Annotated in this window: 17 protein-coding genes; 9 read left to right on the top strand and 8 right to left on the bottom strand. The window is 54.3% G+C overall.

The window, feature by feature from the left end:
• Positions 1 to 273 precede the first annotated feature (273 nt).
• Genes VSR74_RS10135 through VSR74_RS10120 form a run of 4 tightly spaced genes read right to left on the bottom strand, consistent with a single transcriptional unit; the run spans position 274 to position 6,440 of the window.
• Positions 274 to 1,521, bottom strand: coding sequence for a capsule biosynthesis protein (locus tag VSR74_RS10135; protein ID WP_347794614.1), 1,248 nt, complete (start codon positions 1,519 to 1,521; stop codon positions 274 to 276).
• A gap of 17 nt (positions 1,522 to 1,538) precedes the next feature.
• A complete protein-coding gene (locus tag VSR74_RS10130) occupies positions 1,539 to 3,560 on the bottom strand; it encodes a capsular polysaccharide biosynthesis protein (RefSeq protein ID WP_347794613.1) in 2,022 nt (673 codons plus the stop codon).
• Positions 3,561 to 3,581: 21 nt separating this feature from the next.
• On the bottom strand, positions 3,582 to 5,252 hold the full coding sequence (locus VSR74_RS10125) for a polysaccharide biosynthesis/export family protein (protein ID WP_347794612.1): 1,671 nt from the start codon (positions 5,250 to 5,252) through the stop codon (positions 3,582 to 3,584).
• 30 nt (positions 5,253 to 5,282) lie between these two features.
• Positions 5,283 to 6,440 (bottom strand): capsule biosynthesis protein, encoded by a 1,158-nt coding sequence (locus VSR74_RS10120; RefSeq protein ID WP_347794611.1) that lies wholly within the window; start codon positions 6,438 to 6,440, stop codon positions 5,283 to 5,285.
• A gap of 363 nt (positions 6,441 to 6,803) precedes the next feature.
• On the opposite strand from VSR74_RS10120, the gene VSR74_RS23245 reads away from it, so the two are divergent.
• The gene (locus tag VSR74_RS23245; protein ID WP_411914252.1) at positions 6,804 to 7,046 is read left to right on the top strand and encodes a Hok/Gef family protein; all 243 of its coding nucleotides are present in this window, start codon (positions 6,804 to 6,806) and stop codon (positions 7,044 to 7,046) included.
• Positions 7,047 to 7,098: 52 nt separating this feature from the next.
• Here VSR74_RS23245 and ettA read toward each other — a convergent pair whose 3' ends face one another.
• A complete protein-coding gene (gene ettA, locus VSR74_RS10110; protein WP_149463005.1) occupies positions 7,099 to 8,766 on the bottom strand; it encodes an energy-dependent translational throttle protein EttA in 1,668 nt (555 codons plus the stop codon).
• A gap of 211 nt (positions 8,767 to 8,977) precedes the next feature.
• Here ettA and sltY point away from each other — a divergent pair, with 211 nt between their 5' ends.
• Positions 8,978 to 10,915 (top strand): murein transglycosylase, encoded by a 1,938-nt coding sequence (gene sltY, locus VSR74_RS10105; protein WP_347794610.1) that lies wholly within the window; start codon positions 8,978 to 8,980, stop codon positions 10,913 to 10,915.
• A gap of 86 nt (positions 10,916 to 11,001) precedes the next feature.
• On the top strand, positions 11,002 to 11,340 hold the full coding sequence (trpR, locus tag VSR74_RS10100; RefSeq protein ID WP_347794609.1) for a trp operon repressor: 339 nt from the start codon (positions 11,002 to 11,004) through the stop codon (positions 11,338 to 11,340).
• 28 nt (positions 11,341 to 11,368) lie between these two features.
• Here the strand turns inward: trpR and yjjX are convergent, their stop codons facing one another.
• A complete protein-coding gene (yjjX, locus tag VSR74_RS10095; protein ID WP_347794608.1) occupies positions 11,369 to 11,887 on the bottom strand; it encodes an inosine/xanthosine triphosphatase in 519 nt (172 codons plus the stop codon).
• Positions 11,888 to 11,939: 52 nt separating this feature from the next.
• On the opposite strand from yjjX, the gene gpmB reads away from it, so the two are divergent.
• Positions 11,940 to 12,587, top strand: a complete 648-nt coding sequence (gene gpmB, locus VSR74_RS10090; RefSeq protein ID WP_347794607.1) for a 2,3-diphosphoglycerate-dependent phosphoglycerate mutase GpmB — start codon at positions 11,940 to 11,942, stop codon at positions 12,585 to 12,587.
• Here the strand turns inward: gpmB and robA are convergent.
• Positions 12,584 to 13,453 (bottom strand): MDR efflux pump AcrAB transcriptional activator RobA, encoded by an 870-nt coding sequence (gene robA, locus VSR74_RS10085; protein WP_347794606.1) that lies wholly within the window; start codon positions 13,451 to 13,453, stop codon positions 12,584 to 12,586. The two genes, gpmB and robA, sit on opposite strands and share 4 nt — an antisense overlap.
• A 211-nt stretch (positions 13,454 to 13,664) precedes the next feature.
• On the opposite strand from robA, the gene creA reads away from it, so the two are divergent.
• The 4 genes from creA to creD are packed head-to-tail and all read left to right on the top strand — an operon-like array spanning position 13,665 to position 17,677.
• Complete coding sequence (creA, locus tag VSR74_RS10080) at positions 13,665 to 14,138, top strand: protein CreA (protein ID WP_347794605.1); 474 nt, start codon at positions 13,665 to 13,667, stop codon at positions 14,136 to 14,138.
• A gap of 12 nt (positions 14,139 to 14,150) precedes the next feature.
• The gene (gene creB, locus VSR74_RS10075) at positions 14,151 to 14,840 is read left to right on the top strand and encodes a two-component system response regulator CreB (RefSeq protein ID WP_347794604.1); all 690 of its coding nucleotides are present in this window, start codon (positions 14,151 to 14,153) and stop codon (positions 14,838 to 14,840) included.
• The gene (gene creC, locus VSR74_RS10070; protein WP_347794603.1) at positions 14,840 to 16,264 is read left to right on the top strand and encodes a two-component system sensor histidine kinase CreC; all 1,425 of its coding nucleotides are present in this window, start codon (positions 14,840 to 14,842) and stop codon (positions 16,262 to 16,264) included. Before creB ends, creC begins: the two co-directional genes overlap by 1 nt.
• 57 nt (positions 16,265 to 16,321) lie before the next feature.
• Positions 16,322 to 17,677 (top strand): cell envelope integrity protein CreD, encoded by a 1,356-nt coding sequence (gene creD / locus VSR74_RS10065; RefSeq protein ID WP_347794602.1) that lies wholly within the window; start codon positions 16,322 to 16,324, stop codon positions 17,675 to 17,677.
• 89 nt (positions 17,678 to 17,766) lie between these two features.
• Here the strand turns inward: creD and arcA are convergent, their stop codons facing one another.
• Positions 17,767 to 18,483 carry a two-component system response regulator ArcA gene (gene arcA, locus VSR74_RS10060; protein WP_347794601.1) on the bottom strand — a complete coding sequence of 239 codons (717 nt, stop codon included), beginning with the start codon at positions 18,481 to 18,483 and terminating at the stop codon, positions 17,767 to 17,769.
• 95 nt (positions 18,484 to 18,578) lie between these two features.
• Between arcA and yjjY the strand changes: the two genes are divergently transcribed.
• Positions 18,579 to 18,719, top strand: coding sequence for a YjjY family protein (gene yjjY, locus VSR74_RS10055; RefSeq protein ID WP_001622273.1), 141 nt, complete (start codon positions 18,579 to 18,581; stop codon positions 18,717 to 18,719).
• Positions 18,720 to 18,975 lie beyond the last annotated feature (256 nt).

Raw genomic sequence — 18,975 nt, 5'->3', positions numbered from 1 at the left:
TTTGGTTGAAGGCTATTCAAGTTATATGTTTTTTTGATAATTCATAAGTCTTAATTAACTTGTTGCTTGGAAGTGTTTTATATTTAAGGAAAACAATTTCAGAGGTCAACGTGTCCTGTGAGCAATTTTTCGATATTGAGGATGTTCATAAAGAGTCCATTTTTTTAAGGAGCAATTTATGTTCGGATGGAAAAGAAAAGACAGTGAGAATAAAAACTAATTTCGTGCTAGGATACTACTCAGTGGGGTTGGATATTTTACGTATGAAGCAAATTAGTATATGTCAATATTTTTGCTCGTCGGTGACAGAATACGATGTGCTTGAATATTATTGTTTATACTTGCATCTTTCCCATAAAACACCGCATTTATCTGCGTCCTGTCCAGCAGATAACTACGAAACCTCGCCAACAACCCCATATCCGGCTTAAACTCCGCCGTCCAGAACTGATTAAGATGCCCCTGATACGTTAAGCCTTTTATATCGTACAGGGCATCGCCCATCACCTTCAGCGGCTTGTGGTGGATCAACGCCGACAGGCCCGCCGTACTGTTAATTGTTACCACCGCTTTGGCATGCTTCAGCATTTCCGGCATCGGGAGATCGTGCACGTACAGCACCCGGTTGCGAATGCCATATTTCTCACTGAGCTCATCGATAAGCGGGCGATATAACCGATGACCGCGATCCATCGGATGGTGCTTAAACACTAAATATTTGGTGGTGGGCGCTTTGGTGGCAAAGGAGTACATCACATCGTTAATGTAATCGCGCACGTCAGCATAGCCGCTGTGGTTGCGGATCTGGCTGTCGTTATATACCTGCAAAATTGCGAGGTAATAGCGTTTACTCAGTTGCGTTTGCAGGCGAGGAAGAACATCGCGCTCTTTAAACGCATACCAGTGCTTGCGCCGCCAGGCGCGGAGCCAGCAGCGCATCTCGTACCACGGCGAGAATGATTTATGGTGTCGATAAAGTGGGTAGTCGTGGCGGTGTATCCAGCCTTCCCAGTAGTACCAGGCCGCATGCCAGCAGCGTAAGCGGGTCGAAGGTTTTAACGGCTGGATAGTGCGCGGCGGCAACTCGGGCAGATGGCGATAAAACTCCGGGTCGCGGGGCAGGGAGGAGTAAGCGTTTACGCCGCCCTCTTCGAGAGTAATAAAGTGCGGGCGCAGGTATCCCTCTTCAAACGCCAGAAAACGTAGCCCTTTGGCCTGCGCCCATTGACGGGCGGCCTGGTGCAGCGGTCGGCAATCACCAAAACAGACTAACGTATCAAAGGGATAGGTTTTCCAGGTCTCTTTCAGCCAGTGGGCAAAATGTTCGGGCGTCTGGTCATATTGCAGCATCGGGCGATGACGACAGTAAAAACGATCGCCGCCGTTAAAGACCACGTTCATCGCTTCGCGGCCTTTGCTCTCCAGCCAGTCGGCCAGGTCGGCAAAGAACGGCCCCATCGGCCCCTGCAGAAGCAGATAGCGTTTACCCGCCAGTAATTTGCTCATTGCTGTGCTGTCCATGCCTCAGCCCTCGCTAATTAATTGAATTTCACCCGGTAAAGGTTCACGCCCTTGCGCACCCATCGCGTGATGCGTCCGGCTTTTTTCCTCGCGATCGTTTCTGGCCTCGTCTGCTCCATCAGCCACGCCGCCGCCTCTTCCACCGGGATCAGGCTCTTCTCATGTGGATGGATATAGGTGGGGTAAACCACCAGCGTCTGGTAAATCAGGTCTTCCAGCGTAAGCGTGCGGCTGCGGCGTGGGCAGGCGTGTTCATCGTGCGTTAGCCCCCATCCCGCATAAAAGGGCAGGCCGTAGCAGTACACGGTTTTGCCATGCATCAGCGATTCAAACCCGGAAAGCGACGTCATGGTGTGCAGTTCATCGCAGGCGGTAATGCAGTCGATAATGTCGGCATCCAGCGCCACGCAATCCGCCAGTTGCGCCATCACCTCAGCATTGATGAGGCCGGGGCGATTGCCCGCCAGCACGTCGGGGTGAGGCTTATAGACGATGAACGCGTCCGGGTTACGCTCGCGCACGGTGCGCAGCAGCGCCAGGTTGCTTTGAATATCAACGGTGCCTGTCGCGATTGAGGCGTCGTTCTCCACCTGGCCGGGAACCAGCAGCAGGCGTTTACCTGCGGCTGCGTCGGGCCGTTGCCAGCCTTTGCCGAGGTTATATTTACTGAGCTTGTTGTTGACCAGCGTCTGCTGAAGCGCGAGCGCGCGTGCGCGTTGATCGGCGCGCAGCGCAGAGTGATTAAGCAAGGTTTCCAGGTCGCTGGCGCGGCGGGCGTCGTAGTAAATGCCGGTTTTGTCGAGCACCAGCGACAGCGGCATATGCAGGTCGGAGCCCAGCCCGCTTGAGCGCAGAAAACCGTCCTCCATACGCCATATCGGCAGGTTTTGCGTGTGTGCCGCCTGGCTGAATTTGGCTTCGCCGTTTACGCCCCACACGACACAGGCGGTAGCCGCAGGCGATTTCTTACTGAAATTCAGATTGTTTTCCGGCGTTTTGAGGAAGGTTTTCATGATGGCGCTCTTCCACAGTGTCAGGCCGGGAACCCAAAGATGGCCGCTGCGCGAAATCATGTGCTGGCGCTGAAGCTGGAGCGCTTGCAGCACGTCGAACAATGTCCCGCGTTTATGCGTGTTGGGGTTGAGATAGCGCGGATAACGCAGCAGTGCCGCGCCGATCAGTTGCCGCAGTGTCGCCTGGCCGCGTCTGCCAGCCAGCGACGCGGCCAGCGGGTGACGATCGTCCGTTAGCCCCCATCCGGCATACCATGGCAGGCCGAAGCAGGTTACTGGTTTCCCGGCCATCAGCGCCTCAATACCGTACTGCGAGGTGACGGTATAGATATGGCTTGCACAGCGCAGCAGCGATTGTGGGCTGACGTCCTGGGTAAACAGGCGAATGCGCGGGTCGCTGAAGCTGTGGGTAAAATAGCCCTGTTTTTTGCCACTTAGCACATCGGGGTGGGTTTTTACCCAAATCTCGGCATCCGGATTTTCGTCACAGGCGGCGGCCAGCATGTTGCTGAAGCTCTGCGCCGATGCTCCGCCAAGGGTGACTGATACATCGCCGTGCGTCTGGTCTATCACCAGCACAATCGGCCTGATGTGCGCGACGCTTGAGAAGGGCAGCGCATGGTTGTACTTCGATAAATCGCCGCTCACGATCAGATCAATGGCCGCTTGCGCCTGGTCTGCGAAGGCATTCTCTTTGCACTCTTCGTGGATCAGCCGTTCGAGCCGGCTCGGGCGGCTGGCGTCGTAGTAAATGCCTAAATCATCGACCACGATAGAGAGCGGCGGATGGCCATTCACTCCCAGGCCAAGGGAGCGGATAAAACCATCCTCCAGGCGCAGCAACGATCTGTCGGCGGCTCTCGCTTTTGCCGCGGGCAGGGCGGTGTTGTCTTTCATTCCCCAGACGGCGACGGCGGAGATATCGCCGGGGATGACGCCGCTGGCAGATAACTTACGGCAGGGCTTGCCGAGTAGCTGGCTCAGATGGGGAATTTTCCAAATCCCCGAGGAATAGACGCCGATCATAACGCTCCCTGCATTCGCGCGTTAAATATCCAGAATGACTTTCGCCGCCACCGCCAGTTGATAAAGGATGGTAGAGATGCCGCGCGTCACTTCGATGTTTTTCGACTCGTACTTCGGCAGAACCATGATTTCATCACCTGCCGCCAGGGCGCCGACACTGTCAGCATCCACTGCGGAGCCGTCCTGATGGATAACGATGATTTTCGACTGACCCGATTTCTGCGTCAGACCACCGCATTTCTCGATGTAGTCGTCGGCATCGAGTTTCTCTTGCCAACTGATGGCGTTTGGAAACAGCACTTCGCCGTGCACCATCACCAGCGAGGTTTTCTCCGGAATGCTGATGACGTCGCCATCCTCCAGCAGCACCGAATCGATATTTTTCTCGTTCAGCACCACCTGGCCTTTCGGTACCACCTGGCGCGCTTTGGCGACAAAACGGCTGACCAGTTGCGCTTCCTGCATACGAAGCTGGGCTTCTTCCTGGGTGGACGACTGGGAAGAAAGCGATGCCTGTTCCAGCTTTTGTAACTCAAGGTTGAGCATCTCTTTTTGCCGGATGGCGACAGAGTGGCGATAAAGCTGAATGCTGTTCATCTGCGACATGCTGTTCGGGCGCAACTGCGCAAGCACCTGCTTCATGCTTGCGCCATACGGCAGCACCAGCGCGTGTTCGCCGGAGTGTGCGCCTTCAATGCGTACCTGGATGGTGCCCGCGTAGCGGTCAGAACTGACGATCAGTTTGTCGCCATCCTGCAACGTGCGGCCAGCGGCTCCGCTCAGGGGATAATATTCCGTGCGTTTGACTGTGCCCTGTTGGCGGACGATGGTGAAGTGGGTGGCGCCCGGTTTTGGCCGTGCCCAGCTCAGCGCTTCATCCACTGAAATGGCGCTGCTGGCAAATTCGAAATCGTAGCTGTTGTAAACATCGCCATCCACGCTGAAGGTATACTTGCGCGGGCCCACAACGATGGTATCGCCATCTGAGAACTGCGACAGATTCAGCGTACCGTTAAGCAGGAAGTCATACAGATTGACGCGAGAACGCGTCGATTTCCCGCGTTTGATGGCGATGTCGACATAGCTGCCGCGCTCGCTGTCCACGCCGCCCGCTTTGCTCAGGTAAGAGAGCAGCGAGTCGGATGCCACGCCGCCGTACAGGCCGGGGTTTTTGACGTAGCCGGTCACGAACACTTTTACCGGCTGTGCCTGCAACAGCGAGGCATAGATATTGACGTTAGACTGATACACCTCTTTCACCTTCGCGGTGACCAGGCTATTAAGCTGCCCGTTTGGCACCCCCGCCACTTTCAGCGGCCCGATATTCGGCACAAAGATATTGCCTTTGGGGTCGACCGGCAGGGCGCCGTCAAAATTAAACGCCCCCCACAGACGCACCTGAACGGTATCGCCCAGCGAAATGACATAGCTCGGGTTGAAACCGATGCTGGTGCCGCTGTCGGCGCTGGTGCCGTTAAACAATTGCGCCCCGAACATGCGGCTTAGCGCTGGCGATTCCATCATCGGCGGCGTGTTATCAAAACCATTGCTCACCACCGGCGATTTTTGCCCGCTGAGTAACGGCGATAACGACGCCGCACCGGTCAGTTCCGGATTGGCGGTGACACCTGTCGCGAAAGCCTGCCCGACGTGAAGTACTGCAAGCAGAAATACGGATTTGGCTAATTTCATAATGTACTCTGTTAAAAATGGCTCCGAGCGTCAGTCTTTATGGTCTTCAATAATGCCCAGCAGCAGTTTGGCAGTACCAAATAGCAGGCCGCACACCAGTAACCAACTGATTAACAAGTAGGGAATATTCGGGAACGACGACTCCTCCGGGCGCTGCGGAGAACTGATAACCGACAAGGTCTTCAGCTTGCGCGCACTTTCCATGCGCGTTTTCTCAAGGGCTTTCAGCGCCAGGGCGTAGAGATCCGTATCGAAGGCCACGGTGCCTTTTATCTCTTCGAAATCGACCGCCATGCTGTTGAGCTTTTTCCCCTCCGGCGCGGTGATTTTGCTTTGCTCTTCATCAATTTGCGCCTGCAACGCCTTGATGGCGTTTTTGGTGCTGACCACCTGCGGCGCATCGGCGCGTAGATAGGTCAGCAGGTTGCGCAGATCGGCTTCCATCTCGATTTTTTTGGCAATCAGCGTATTCACCAACGTGGTTGCGGCTTCGGCGGAAGCGGCCGGGTCGAGCACGTTATTTTTATTCTGATAGGCGAGCAGTTGTTTTTTGCTCTCGTTAAGGCGTTGGCGAGTTTGGCGCAGCTCTTCTTCCGCAAACTGCATTTGCTCGCGCGAAATACGGTGCGAAAGCTCGTTGATAAAACGCTCAGACTCTTTCAGCACCGCAAGGTTAAAAGCCTGCGCAAACTCCGGCGTGAAACCCTGGGTCTGAATATTCAGCAGACCCGATTTTTCGTCATAAGCGATGGAAATTCGGCTGCGATAATAGTCGAGGAACTCTTCCGTGGTGGCGTCACCCGCAAGATGGAAAAAAACATCCCACCCGCTCTGGCTGAATGCCTGGTGGAAATTCAGGCGTTTATCCAGCGCCATCAGCATATCAGGTGAGTTGATATACTCTTTTAAATAGAGGGAATCTTCCGCCGATGATGGGTTAGACGCCCCCAGCAGCAGGCCAACGTTCAGGCTGGAATTGTCGATTTCATTGGGGCGTTTTACAGCCACTTTAGATTCGCTCATGTAGCGCGGCTGGCTGAATATCATCAGGTAAATCAACAGCAAAGCCATCGGCGCGGTAATAAAAATATGCGCAAGATAGCGCTGAAACGGTAACGTGCAGATGCAGTGTCGCCAGGCTTTCAGGCGATGCAGAAGACAAATAATAAAGGTGTTATTAGTTTTCATAATTCCCAACGTAATTTATATTTGTAAAGTGAATTATTACTGTTTTGGACGTTGGGAGTGATCGTGATATTTATTAATAAAAGACATATCAATCCTTTGTTCATGTCGATGATGAATGGTTTTAACGCATGCCGAATATAGCGACAGTGAAGAATGTATTCACTAATATTTTTGAGCTAAATATATGACGCTATTTCTTTCGGTGAGATCATTTGTAGCATAGACCATCTGGCATCTCAATCTTGTTATTCCAGAATTGCAATGAATGTTTGTAATAATATTTGGCGCGCGGATTTGTTTTTATTTGTTTTATTTATAATAGCTGTGAGGTGAATGTGATTTGTTTTGTTGTTTGTTTTATGTATGAAAATAATATCAGTGGGGAATTACGCTGTGGAGAGTAAAATCACGGAGGCGTCTGGGGCTTTATGCCTCATGTTGCGATATTTAATATTCACTTATCTGACTCGCTCGCCGCTTTACGAATTGCGAATACGAGATGAACACAGGGAGGTTGCCGCGTTTTTGGCTTGCGAATCTGGTCAGTCGCTAACCGGTGGCGGGAAGTTTTCCCCGCCATTTTCGGTGCAGATCAAGTCTGGCTAATAAGCGCCTTCTTGCTGCGCCGTCCGTGAAAACGGGCGGCGCATCTTCATCATTACTTCGCAATACGCTTGTATTTGATACGCTTCGGCTCCAGCGCGTCTGCGCCCAGCGTGCGTTTCTTATACTCTTCGTATTCGGTAAAGTTACCTTCGAAGAACTCGACTTTACCTTCATCCTGGTAATCCAGAATATGCGTGGCGATACGGTCGAGGAACCAGCGGTCGTGCGAGATAACCATTGCGCAGCCCGGGAACTCCAGCAGGGCGTTTTCCAGCGCGCGCAGGGTTTCGATATCCAGGTCGTTGGTCGGTTCATCGAGCAGCAGCACGTTGCCGCCTACCTGCAACAGCTTCGCCAGGTGCAGACGACCGCGCTCACCGCCGGACAACTCACCCACGCGTTTACCCTGGTCGACGCCTTTAAAGTTAAAGCGACCAACGTAGGCGCGGCTTGGCATCTCGGTGTTGCCGATTTTCATGATATCCAGCCCGCCGGAAACTTCTTCCCACACGGTTTTGCTGTTATCCATGGCATCACGGAACTGATCCACGGACGCCAGTTTCACGGTATCACCCAGGGTGATAGAACCGCTATCAGGCTGTTCCTGACCCGACATCATACGGAACAGCGTCGATTTACCCGCGCCGTTCGGGCCGATGATACCGACAATCGCGCCTTTTGGTACTGAGAAAGTCAGGTCGTCGATCAGCACACGATCGCCGTAGGATTTACGCAGGTTACTGACTTCAACCACTTTATCCCCCAGACGTGCTCCAGGCGGAATAAACAGTTCGTTGGTTTCGTTACGTTTCTGGTACTCAACGTTGTTAAGTTCTTCGAAACGCGCCAGACGCGCTTTGCCTTTAGACTGGCGGCCTTTCGCGCCCTGACGTACCCACTCCAGCTCTTTCTCGATCGATTTACGACGCGCCGCTTCCTGAGAAGCTTCCTGCGCCAGACGTTGATCTTTCTGTTCCAGCCAGGAGGAGTAGTTACCTTCCCACGGAATACCTTCGCCGCGGTCAAGTTCCAGAATCCAGCCCGCCACGTTATCGAGGAAGTAACGGTCGTGGGTGATTGCCACAACGGTGCCCTCGAAGTCGTGCAGGAAGCGTTCCAGCCACGCGACGGATTCAGCATCCAGGTGGTTAGTCGGTTCGTCGAGCAGCAGCATGTCTGGTTTTTCCAGCAGCAGGCGGCACAGCGCGACGCGGCGGCGTTCACCACCGGAAAGGGTGGCGATTTTGGCATCCCAGTCCGGCAGGCGCAGCGCATCGGCGGCGCGCTCCAGTTGGACGTTCAGGTTATGGCCATCGTGCGCCTGAATAATTTCTTCGAACTTGCCCTGTTGCGCGGCGAGTTTATCGAAATCGGCATCCGGCTCGGCATATTTGGCATAGACTTCGTCCAGGCCTTTCAGCGCGTTAACCACTTCGGCAACCGCTTCTTCAACGGATTCACGAACGGTATGTTCTGGGTTTAGCTGAGGTTCCTGCGGCAGATAGCCAATTTTCAGACCAGGCTGCGGACGTGCTTCGCCTTCGATGTCGGTATCGATACCGGCCATGATGCGCAGCAGGGTGGATTTACCGGCGCCGTTCAGGCCCAGTACACCGATTTTTGCGCCAGGGAAGAAGCTCAGTGAGATGTTTTTCAGAATATGACGTTTCGGCGGAACCACTTTGCCGACACGATGCATGGTATAAACGAATTGAGCCACGTTGGACTTCGCCTCTTTTATTTTGATGGTAAGAATACAAAGGCGAAGTGTAGCCTTTTTCGTTCGTTAAGCCCAGCGAGGCGATAACCTCATAAAAAGCGTAAAAAAGTGTCCAGAACGTGGCGCGTTGCCTAATGTATGGTTAGCATAAAATGAGTTGTTTTATACGCGGCATGAAGCTGCAACATGGGATTGATTAGAGGAAGATCGTGTGAAAAAAGCCAAACCAATGGCGTGGCGCGTATTAGCGGCCAGTGTTTGCCTGTTGTCACTTAACAACCTGGCTCACGCGGATTCACTGGACGAGCAGCGCAGTCGTTACGCACAAATTAAGCAGGCCTGGGACAACAAACAGATGGATGTCGTGGGCCAGATGATGCCAGGTTTGCGGGATTATCCGCTGTATCCCTATCTCGAATATCGCCAGCTCTCCGGCGACCTGAAGAACACCCCTGCAGTGACTGTCACCAATTTTGTGCGGGATAACCCAACGCTGCCGCCTGCGCGCACGCTCAAAAACCGTTTTGTGAATGAGTTGGCTCGTCGCGAAGACTGGCGTGGCCTGCTGGCCTTCAGCCCGGACAAACCCGCCACCACCGAAGCGCAGTGTAACTACTACTATGCAAAATATAACGTTGGGGAAACCCAGCAGGCGTGGGACGGTGCGAAGGAACTGTGGCTGACGGGGAAAAGCCAGCCGAATGCCTGTGACAAGCTGTTCAGTGCCTGGCGCTCTTCCGGGACTCAGGATCCCCTGGCCTACCTGGAACGTATCCGCCTGGCAATGAATGCCGGGAACACTTCGCTGGTGAAAGCGCTGGCATCGCAGATGCCGCCGGATTACCAGACCATTTCGCAGGCGGTGACCGACCTTGCGAACAATCCGAACAATGTGCTGACCTTCGCCCGTAGCACAGGGGCGACTGATTTCACCCGCTCGATGGCGGCTGTGGCGTTTACCAGCGTCGCGCGTCAGGATGCGGAAAACGCGCGTCTGATGATCCCTTCACTTGTGCAGGCGCAGCAGTTGAATGAGGATCAAACCCAGGCGCTGCGCGATATCGTCGCCTGGCGCTTGATGGGGTCGGATGTCACTTCCGAACAGGAGAAATGGCGTGATGACGCGATTATGCGTTCTAACTCCACGTCTTTGATTGAGCGTCGGGTACGCATGGCGCTGGGCACAGGCGATCGCCGCGGGCTGAACACCTGGCTTGCGCGTCTGCCGATGGACGCCAAAGAAAAAGATGAATGGCGCTACTGGCAGGCCGACCTGCTGATGGAGCGCGGGCGTGATGACGAAGCCAAAGAGATCTTCAAATCGTTAATGACTCAACGCGGCTTCTACCCAATGGTGGCGGCGCAGCGTCTGGGCGAGGATTACACGCTGCGTATTGAAGAGCCGCAGGGCACGATTTCACCGTTGCTGGTGAATGGCCCGGAGATGGCGCGTGTGCGTGAGTTGATGTACTGGAACATGGATAACACCGCGCGCAGCGAATGGGCGAACCTGGTGACCAGCCGCACGAAGAACGAGCAGGGGCAACTGGCGCGTTACGCTTACGATCAGCGCTGGTGGGATCTCGGCGTACAGGCGACCATCGCCGGTAAGCTGTGGGATAACCTGAAAGAGCGCTTCCCGCCCGCTTATAACGACCTCTTTGTACGCTATACCGCCGATAAAGATATTCCGCAAAGCTACGCGATGGCGATTGCGCGCCAGGAGAGCGCCTGGAATCCGAAAGTGAAATCGCCGGTGGGTGCCAGCGGCCTGATGCAGGTCATGCCCGCGACCGCGACGCACACGGTGAAAATGTTCAATATTCCAGGCTACAGTAACCAGAACCAGTTGCTTGACCCGGAAACCAACATCAATATTGGCACCAGCTACCTGCAATACGTTTACCAGCAGTTTGGCAACAACCGCATCTTCTCTTCTGCCGCCTATAACGCGGGGCCGGGGCGTGTGCGTACCTGGGTTGGCAACAGCGCAGGGCGTATCGATCCGGTCGCGTTTGTCGAAAGTATTCCTTTCTCGGAAACGCGCGGTTATGTGAAGAACGTGCTGGCTTATGACGCCTATTATCGTCACTTTATGGGCGAAAAAGAGGCGATCTTTAGCGATAGTGAGTGGCAACGTCGTTACTGATCTTAATGACTATGTTATGCTGTACTCGTTGAAGAGTACAGTAAGCGGATGGCCCAGTGCCATCCGCCATAACATGGCGGCATACTATGACCCAACAATCACCTTATTCAGCCTCCGTCGCCCAGCAGCGACATCAGGAATGGCTTCGCTTTGTTGAACTGCTTCGTCTGGCATACGCTGATGAACACGCACTGCCCTTACTCGACTTAATCATGACGCCCGATGAACGCGAAGCGCTGGGTACGCGCGTGCGTATCATCGAAGAACTGCTGCGCGGAGAGATGAGCCAGCGTGAGCTGAAGTCGGAGCTGGGAGCGGGGATCGCAACCATCACGCGGGGTTCAAACAGCCTGAAATCGGCTCCGGCCGAATTGCGTCAGTGGCTGGAGCAGACGCTGCCGAAAACGGTGAACAACGGCGGATAGCGCTTCGCTTATCCGCCATCCGGCCACGTTATTGCCCGTAAATCGCGTTATGGAACGGGCTTAACGCCAGCACCACCGCCTGATGGTAAACGCTGCTGCGGGTCAGCGTGCCTTTGGTGAAGACACCAATCGCGCCCTCCTTGCGGCCAATTTTATCGATGCCGGTGTAGTGCGACATCACCGGCCCCAGCGCTTCCCCTTCACGCACTTTCTCCAGAATGACTTCCGGCAGCGGCAATGTGGCGGAACGCGCTTCGCCGCGGCGTTCTGCGTTTTCAATGACCACCCAACTGAAGGTGCTGCCTTCATCGATACCTGCTTCAATCGCCACCCAGAAATCGGCGTCCGGACGCATTGCGCGCGCGTTCTCTACGCGGTTTCGTGCGCCAGCCCGCGTTTCTTCATTGCCATTCGGCTGCTCCGGCACACCGCTATCGACGGAGATTGCGTCAATATGGCAGGATCCTTCACCGTAGATCAGCTCAAAAGCCGCAAGAATTGCCTGAATTTTGGCTGGATTGGTGGTAGCTGTGACAACATTGTGCATAATCAGAACAACTCATAAGATTTAACATCACCGCAGTATACGGAATAAAGACATGTTACAGGTATACCTTGTTCGCCATGGCGAAACGCAGTGGAACGCCGAACGGCGTATTCAGGGCCAGTCTGACAGCCCTCTGACCCAAAAAGGGGAAGATCAGGCAAAGCAGGTGGGCGATCGCGTTCGCTCGCTGGGGATCACCCATATCATTACCAGCGATCTGGGGCGCACTCGTCGCACGGCGGAGATCATCGCTGATGCCTGCGGCTGCGAAGTGATCGCCGACCCGCGCCTGCGCGAGCTGAATATGGGCGTACTGGAACAGCGCCATATCGACACGTTAACGGCAGAAGAAGAGATGTGGCGTCGCCAGTTGGTGAACGGCACGCCGGATGGCCGCATCCCGGAAGGGGAGTCGATGCAGGAGCTTAGCGACCGCATGCACGGCGCGCTGCAAAGCTGTCTGGAACTGCCGCCGGGAAGTCGTCCGCTGCTGGTCAGCCACGGTATTGCGCTGGGTTGCCTGGTGAGCACTATCCTCGGTCTACCCGCGTATGCGGAGCGCCGTCTGCGCCTGCGTAACTGCTCGATTTCACGGATTGATCACCAGCAGAGTGCCTGGCTTGCTTCGGGATGGGTAGTAGAAACCGCAGGTGACGTCTCGCATCTGGACGCCCCTGCGTTAGATGAGTTGCAGCGTTAACGACGGATAGGGATCAGGTATTCGCAGCGTAGCTGAATTGGCGGTTCCTGATCCCGCGCTTCATCCTGCGGGAAGAAGCGTTCGATATCCAGCCCCTTGCGGCGGGTCAGGTTAAGCATCGGCATACAGGTGCCATACAGCGTCAGGATAAATTCCTGTAACCCGGTTCCCAGCCCTTCGTAGGTGAACATCACGTACTCGCCGCCTTCCAGCGTCACCGGATGCGAATTGTTAAGGTGGCCGTTAGCCATATCTGGCGTCACCGCAGTGGTGTAGAACACCTCTTGTTCATCATCTTTTTCAAGGCTCGGACGCGGCTCATGCAGCCCGTAAAGCACCGGCGGGATAGACGGTGAGTTGCCGAGGAACTCCTGCCAGAATTGCACACGCATTTGCTGACGGAACTCGGAAATCTCTTCCAGCTTGCAGGTATAACTTTGCGTCACCCCAACCAGCGGTGTGGCAGGCAGCGTCACGTATTCATACGGCGGCATGGTAAATTCACCCAGGCGCAGCGGCGGACGCATGCCGTAGGAGCTCCAGTCCGGCGAGCGGCGATAAAGGGCAGGCGTCTGAGCAAACTGCTTTTTGAAGGCGCGGGTGAAGGTTTGCTGTGAATCGAATCGATATTGCAGGGCAATGTCTAAGATAGGGCGAGCGGTCAGGCGCAGTGCAACGGCGGATTTCGACAGGCGACGCGCACGAATATAAGCACCAATGGCATGACCTGTGACATCTTTGAACATCCGCTGTAGATGCCACTTGGAATAGCCCGCTTTCGCCGCAACATTATCAAGCGACAGGGGTTGATCCAGATGGCTTTCCAGCCATATAAGGAGATCGCGAATAATCCCAGCCTGATCCATATAATGTCCTCGTCCTTAAAATTATAGGTACCTGATATTAAGGTAGCGGATAATAGCATTTTTTGATGTTTTAGCATTCAGTGTTTTTTTTGTTCATTCATGCGCTTTACAATGGGTTACAGCGTAATATTTGTAAAGCTGTGATCTTTCAATGCTTTATATCTGAAATGTTGAATAATCACTCAATAGAATCGTCAGAAATGGTAACAATATGAAATACAAGAAGTTAATGGCGGGGCTGCTGTTGAGCGTCTGCGGTTTTAGCGCCCAGGCGGAACAAATTGGCTCCGTAGATACTGTTTTCAAAATGTTTGGCCCGGATCATAAAATCGTCGTGGAAGCCTTTGATGATCCTGATATTACCAACGTCACCTGCTACATCAGCCGGGCGAAAACCGGTGGCATCAAAGGTGGGTTAGGGCTGGCGGAAGATACCTCCGATGCGGCGATTTCCTGCCAGCAGGTGGGGCCTATTGAGCTCTCAGATAAGATTAAAAAGGGCAAATCGCAGGGCGAAGTGGTTTTCCAGAAACGGACTTCTTTAGTCTTTAAAAAGCTGCAGGTGGTACGTTTCTATGACAGCAAACGTAATGCGCTGATCTATCTGACCTACTCCGATAAAGTGGTCGATGGCTCGCCGAAAAATGCCATTAGCGCAGTGCCGATCATGCCATGGAGTAAATAACAAGGAAGGTGTATGGAACGACCGCTGATCTGGCTGGTGGAGGATGAGATAAGCATTGCGGACACGCTTATCTATATGCTCCAACAGGAGGGATTTACCGTCAGGGCTTTTGAGCGTGGCCTGCCAGCGCTGGAAGCGGCCCGGCACCAGTTGCCCGAGTTGGCCATTCTTGATGTCGGGCTGCCGGATATCAGCGGTTTTGAATTGTGCCGACAGTTGCTGGCGCGTCATGCGGCGTTGCCGGTGTTGTTTCTAACCGCGCGCAGCGACGAAGTCGACAAACTGCTTGGGCTGGAAATCGGCGCGGATGACTACGTTGCCAAACCCTTTTCACCGCGCGAAGTCTGCGCCCGCGTGCGCACGATTTTGCGTCGCCTGCAAAAATTTTCCACGCCGCATGCACAGGTGCGCGTGGGGGATTTTGTTCTTGATGAACTTGCCGCCCAGGTCAGTTGGTGCGGCCAACCGCTGCTGCTGACGCGTTATGAATTTCTGCTGCTGAAAACACTGCTTTTGTCGCCAGGACGCGTGTACTCGCGCCAGCAACTGATGGATATCGTTTGGGGCGATGCGGCGGAAAGCTTCGAGCGTACTGTGGATACGCATATCAAAACCCTGCGCGCCAAGCTGCGCGCGATTGACCCATCACGGCAGCCTGTTAATACCCACCGCGGCCTCGGCTACAGTCTGGTGAAAGCCTGATGCGCATCGGGATGCGCGTACTATTAGGCTACTTCCTGATCGTGGCGGTGGCGGGGTGGTTCGTGTTGTCGATCTTCGTGCAGGAGATTAAGCCCGGCGTGAGGCGGGCGACGGAAGGCACGCTGATCGACACCGCTACACTGCTGGCTGCGCTGGCGCGGGACGATATGCTGGCGGGCAACCCGACGCAGGGCAAGCTGGCACAGGCTTTTCGCCAGTTGAATACGCAACCGTTCCGCGCCAATATCGGCGGGATCCAGAAAGTCCGCAACGAATATCACGTCTACATGACCGATGCGCAGGGGCGGGTGGTCTTTGATTCGGCCAATCGTGCTGTCGGGCAGGACTACTCCCGCTGGAATGATGTCTGGCTTACGCTGCGTGGCGAATATGGCGCGCGTAGCACCGCGCAAGACCCCCGCGATCCAGACAGCACGGTGATGTACGTCGCTGCACCGATTGTTGATCGAGGAGAGACAATCGGTGTGCTCAGCGTCGGCAAACCTAACGCCGCCATGGCGCCGGTGATTAAGCGCAGCGAGCATCGCATGCTGTGGGCGGCGGGCGCGCTGTTGGGCATCGCGCTGCTGATTGGCGGCGGGGTGATTTTATGGATTAACCGCTCTATCGGTAAGCTGGTGCACTACGCCGATTCGGTGACGCTTGAACAGCCTGTTCCATTACCAGACCCTGGCAGCAGCGAACTGCGCAAGCTGGCGCAGGCGCTGGAAAGTATGCGCGTTAAGCTGGAAGGTAAAAACTACATCGAGCAGTACGTTTATGCCCTGACTCACGAACTCAAAAGCCCGCTGGCGGCAATTCGCGGTGCGGCGGAGATCTTACGTGAAGGGCCGCCGCCGGAAGTTGTCGCGCGCTTTACTGACAATATTCTCCAGCAGAATGCGCGAATGCAGGCGCTGGTGGAAACACTGCTGCGCCAGGCACGGCTGGAGAATCGGCAGGAGATCGCGCTTGCGCCGGTTCCGGTGACGACGTTATTTAACCAGCTACAGGAGTCGCGAAGCGTCACGCTGGCGACGAAACAAATTGCGCTGCACGTCGAACCTACAACTCTGATCGTGGCGGCGGATGAAGCATTACTGATGCAGGCGATGGGCAATTTGCTGGATAACGCCATTGATTTCACGCCAGAGCAGGGGCGTATCACCCTTTGCGCCGACGAGCGGGGCGAAAGCGTGCTGCTGAAGGTGATTGATACTGGCAGCGGTATTCCCGATTTTGCCTTGCCGCGTATTTTCGAGCGCTTCTATTCGCTGCCCCGCGCGAACGGCCATAAAAGCAGTGGCCTGGGGCTGGCGTTTGTCAGCGAGGTCGCGCGTTTGCATCAGGGCGACGCCCGGTTATGCAACCGCGAGCAGGGCGGGGTGGAAGCGACGCTCACACTTCACCGTCACTTCACATAACTTCAAATTCACCGCACATAACCCGTTTACTCTCCTGCCATTGCAAAGGAGAAGGTTATGTCGAAATCAAAATCACCGCTGGCTGTAAAAATCGTTACTCTGGTTGGCACGATGTTGTTGCTGTTAATCCCGCTGATGGTGGTCAGAGGGCTGATTGTTGAACGCGCGGATTACCGTAGCGAGGTGGAAGAGGCGATTAGCCGCAGCACCAGTGGCCCACAGAGGCTGGTTGGCCCATTGATTGCCATTCCGGTGACGGAAATTTATATCACCCGGGAAAACAATCATGACGTGCCGCAAAAGCGCAGTTTTATCCATTTCTGGCTGCCGGAGTCGTTGATGGTGGAGGGCAATCAGAACGTTGAACCGCGTAAAGTGGGTATTTATGAAGGGCTGGTGTGGAAAACGGATGTTAGCGTTAAGGCTGAGTTTGATACCTCGCGGCTGGAAGCGCTCAATCACGACAATATCACTTTAGGAAAACCGTTTATGGTGATGGCCGTGGGTGATACGCGCGGCATTGGTGCGGTGAATGTTCCGAGCCTTGATGGCACCCCGCTGAAGGTGGAGCCCGGTACCGGGCTTGCCGGGGAGTCACAAGGGCTGCATGTCCAGTTACCGGATTTCCCTCTCGCACCGAAGAAATTTACCCTCGATTTTTCCCTTTCGCTGAGTGGCTCTGGCAATTTTTCCGTGGTTCCGCTTGGGCGTAACAGCGAATTTGTACTCAACAGCAACTGGCCGCATCCGAACTTTATTGGCGACTTCCTGCCCGTGAAGCGTGAGGTCAGCCCCACCGGTTTTCAGGCGCGCTGGCAGAGTAGCTGGTTTGCCAATAATCTGGGTGAACGATTCACTGATGTCGACAAATTTGCCTCGCCAGACCTGCCTTCGTTTAACGTAGCCGTTGCAACGCCCGCCGATCACTATCAACTGACCGATCGCGCGACGAAATATGCGCCATTACTGATTGCCCTGACCTTTACGGCCTTTTTCGTCCTGGAAGCGCTCACCGGGCGGCGCATGCACCCGATGCAGTATCTGCTGGTGGGGCTGTCGCTGGTGATGTTCTACTTTTTGCTGCTGGCGTTGTCGGAGCATATTGGCTTTACCCGCGCATGGGTAACTGCGAGCCTGGTCGGTGCGCTGATGAACGGAGTGTATCTGCAGGCGGTGCTGAAAAGCTGGCGGAGCAGCGCGCTATTTACGCTGGCGTTGCTGCTGCTTGATGGCGTGATGTGGGGGCTTCTGCGTTCAGAGGAGAGTTCGTTGCTGTTAGGGACGGGAGTACTGCTGATGGCGCTGTGCGGCGTGATGTTCCTGACGCGTCATCTGGACTGGTATGCGCTGGGTTTGCCAACTGCGCCGAAGGTGCCATCGCCGGAAAGTGATGAGTTGCGGATCTGGAAGTAAGATGCTTCAGGCCCGGTAAGCGAAGCGCCACCGGGCAACGCCAACCTGACCGACAGAAACGAAAACGGCGCTTAACGCGCCGTTTTTAATTATTCCTGCAGTTCGCCGCAGAAGCGGTAACCTTCACCATGAATAGTGGCAATGATTTCCGGCGTGTCCGGCGTAGATTCGAAATGCTTACGAATACGACGAATGGTCACGTCAACGGTACGGTCATGCGGCTTCAGCTCGCGACCGGTCATTTTCTTCAGCAGTTCAGCACGAGACTGAATTTTGCCTGGGTTTTCGCAGAAGTGCAGCATCGCGCGAAATTCGCTACGCGGCAGCTTATACTGCTCACCGTTAGGGCTCACCAGAGAACGGCTGTTGATGTCCAGTTCCCAACCGTTGAACTTATAGCTTTCCACGCTGCGGCGCTCTTCGCTCACAGTACCCAGGTTCATGGTACGGGAGAGCAGGTTACGCGCACGGATGGTCAGTTCACGCGGGTTGAACGGTTTGGTGATGTAATCGTCAGCACCGATTTCCAGGCCGAGGATTTTGTCGACTTCATTGTCGCGCCCGGTCAGGAACATCAGCGCTACGTTTGCTTGCTCGCGGAGTTCGCGTGCCAGCAGAAGGCCGTTTTTCCCTGGCAGGTTGATATCCATGATCACCAGGTTGATATCATTCTCAGAGAGGATATGATGCATTTCCGCGCCATCGGTCGCTTCGAAAACATCGTAGCCTTCTGCTTCGAAAATACTTTTTAACGTGTTGCGTGTTACCAACTCGTCTTCAACGATAAGAATGTGCGGGGTCTGCATGTTTGCTACCTAAATTGCCAACTAAATCGAAACAGGAAGTACAAAAGTCCCTGACCTGCCTGATGTATGTCGTAAATTAACATCACCGGCGTAACATGACTAAAGTACGTAATTGCGTTCTTGATGCACTTTCCATCAACGTCAACAACATCATTAGCTTGGTCGTGGGCACTTTCCCTCTGGACCCGACAGTGTCAAAAACGGTTGTCATCCTAACCATTTTAACAGCAACATAACAGGCTAAGAGGCACCAGACAGCCAATAAACCTACGCTTCGTTGACATATATCAAGTTCAATTGTAGCACGTTAACAGTTTGGTGAAATCATCGCTGCTAAATGCTAACGCTTGTCACATTATTTCCACAACTCAATTAGTTGCGTAGATTAACTGATAAACGCGTTGAATCCAATGTCTATAAGCTAAGTGGCACGAAAATAGTATTTATAAACATAGGGATATATAAGCTCTGTTAACATTAAAACACATAGTT

This window comes from Pseudocitrobacter cyperus, from assembly GCF_039889165.1.
GTDB classification, from domain to species: domain Bacteria; phylum Pseudomonadota; class Gammaproteobacteria; order Enterobacterales; family Enterobacteriaceae; genus Pseudocitrobacter; species Pseudocitrobacter cyperus.
This window is presented reverse-complemented; position numbering and strand designations above follow the sequence as displayed.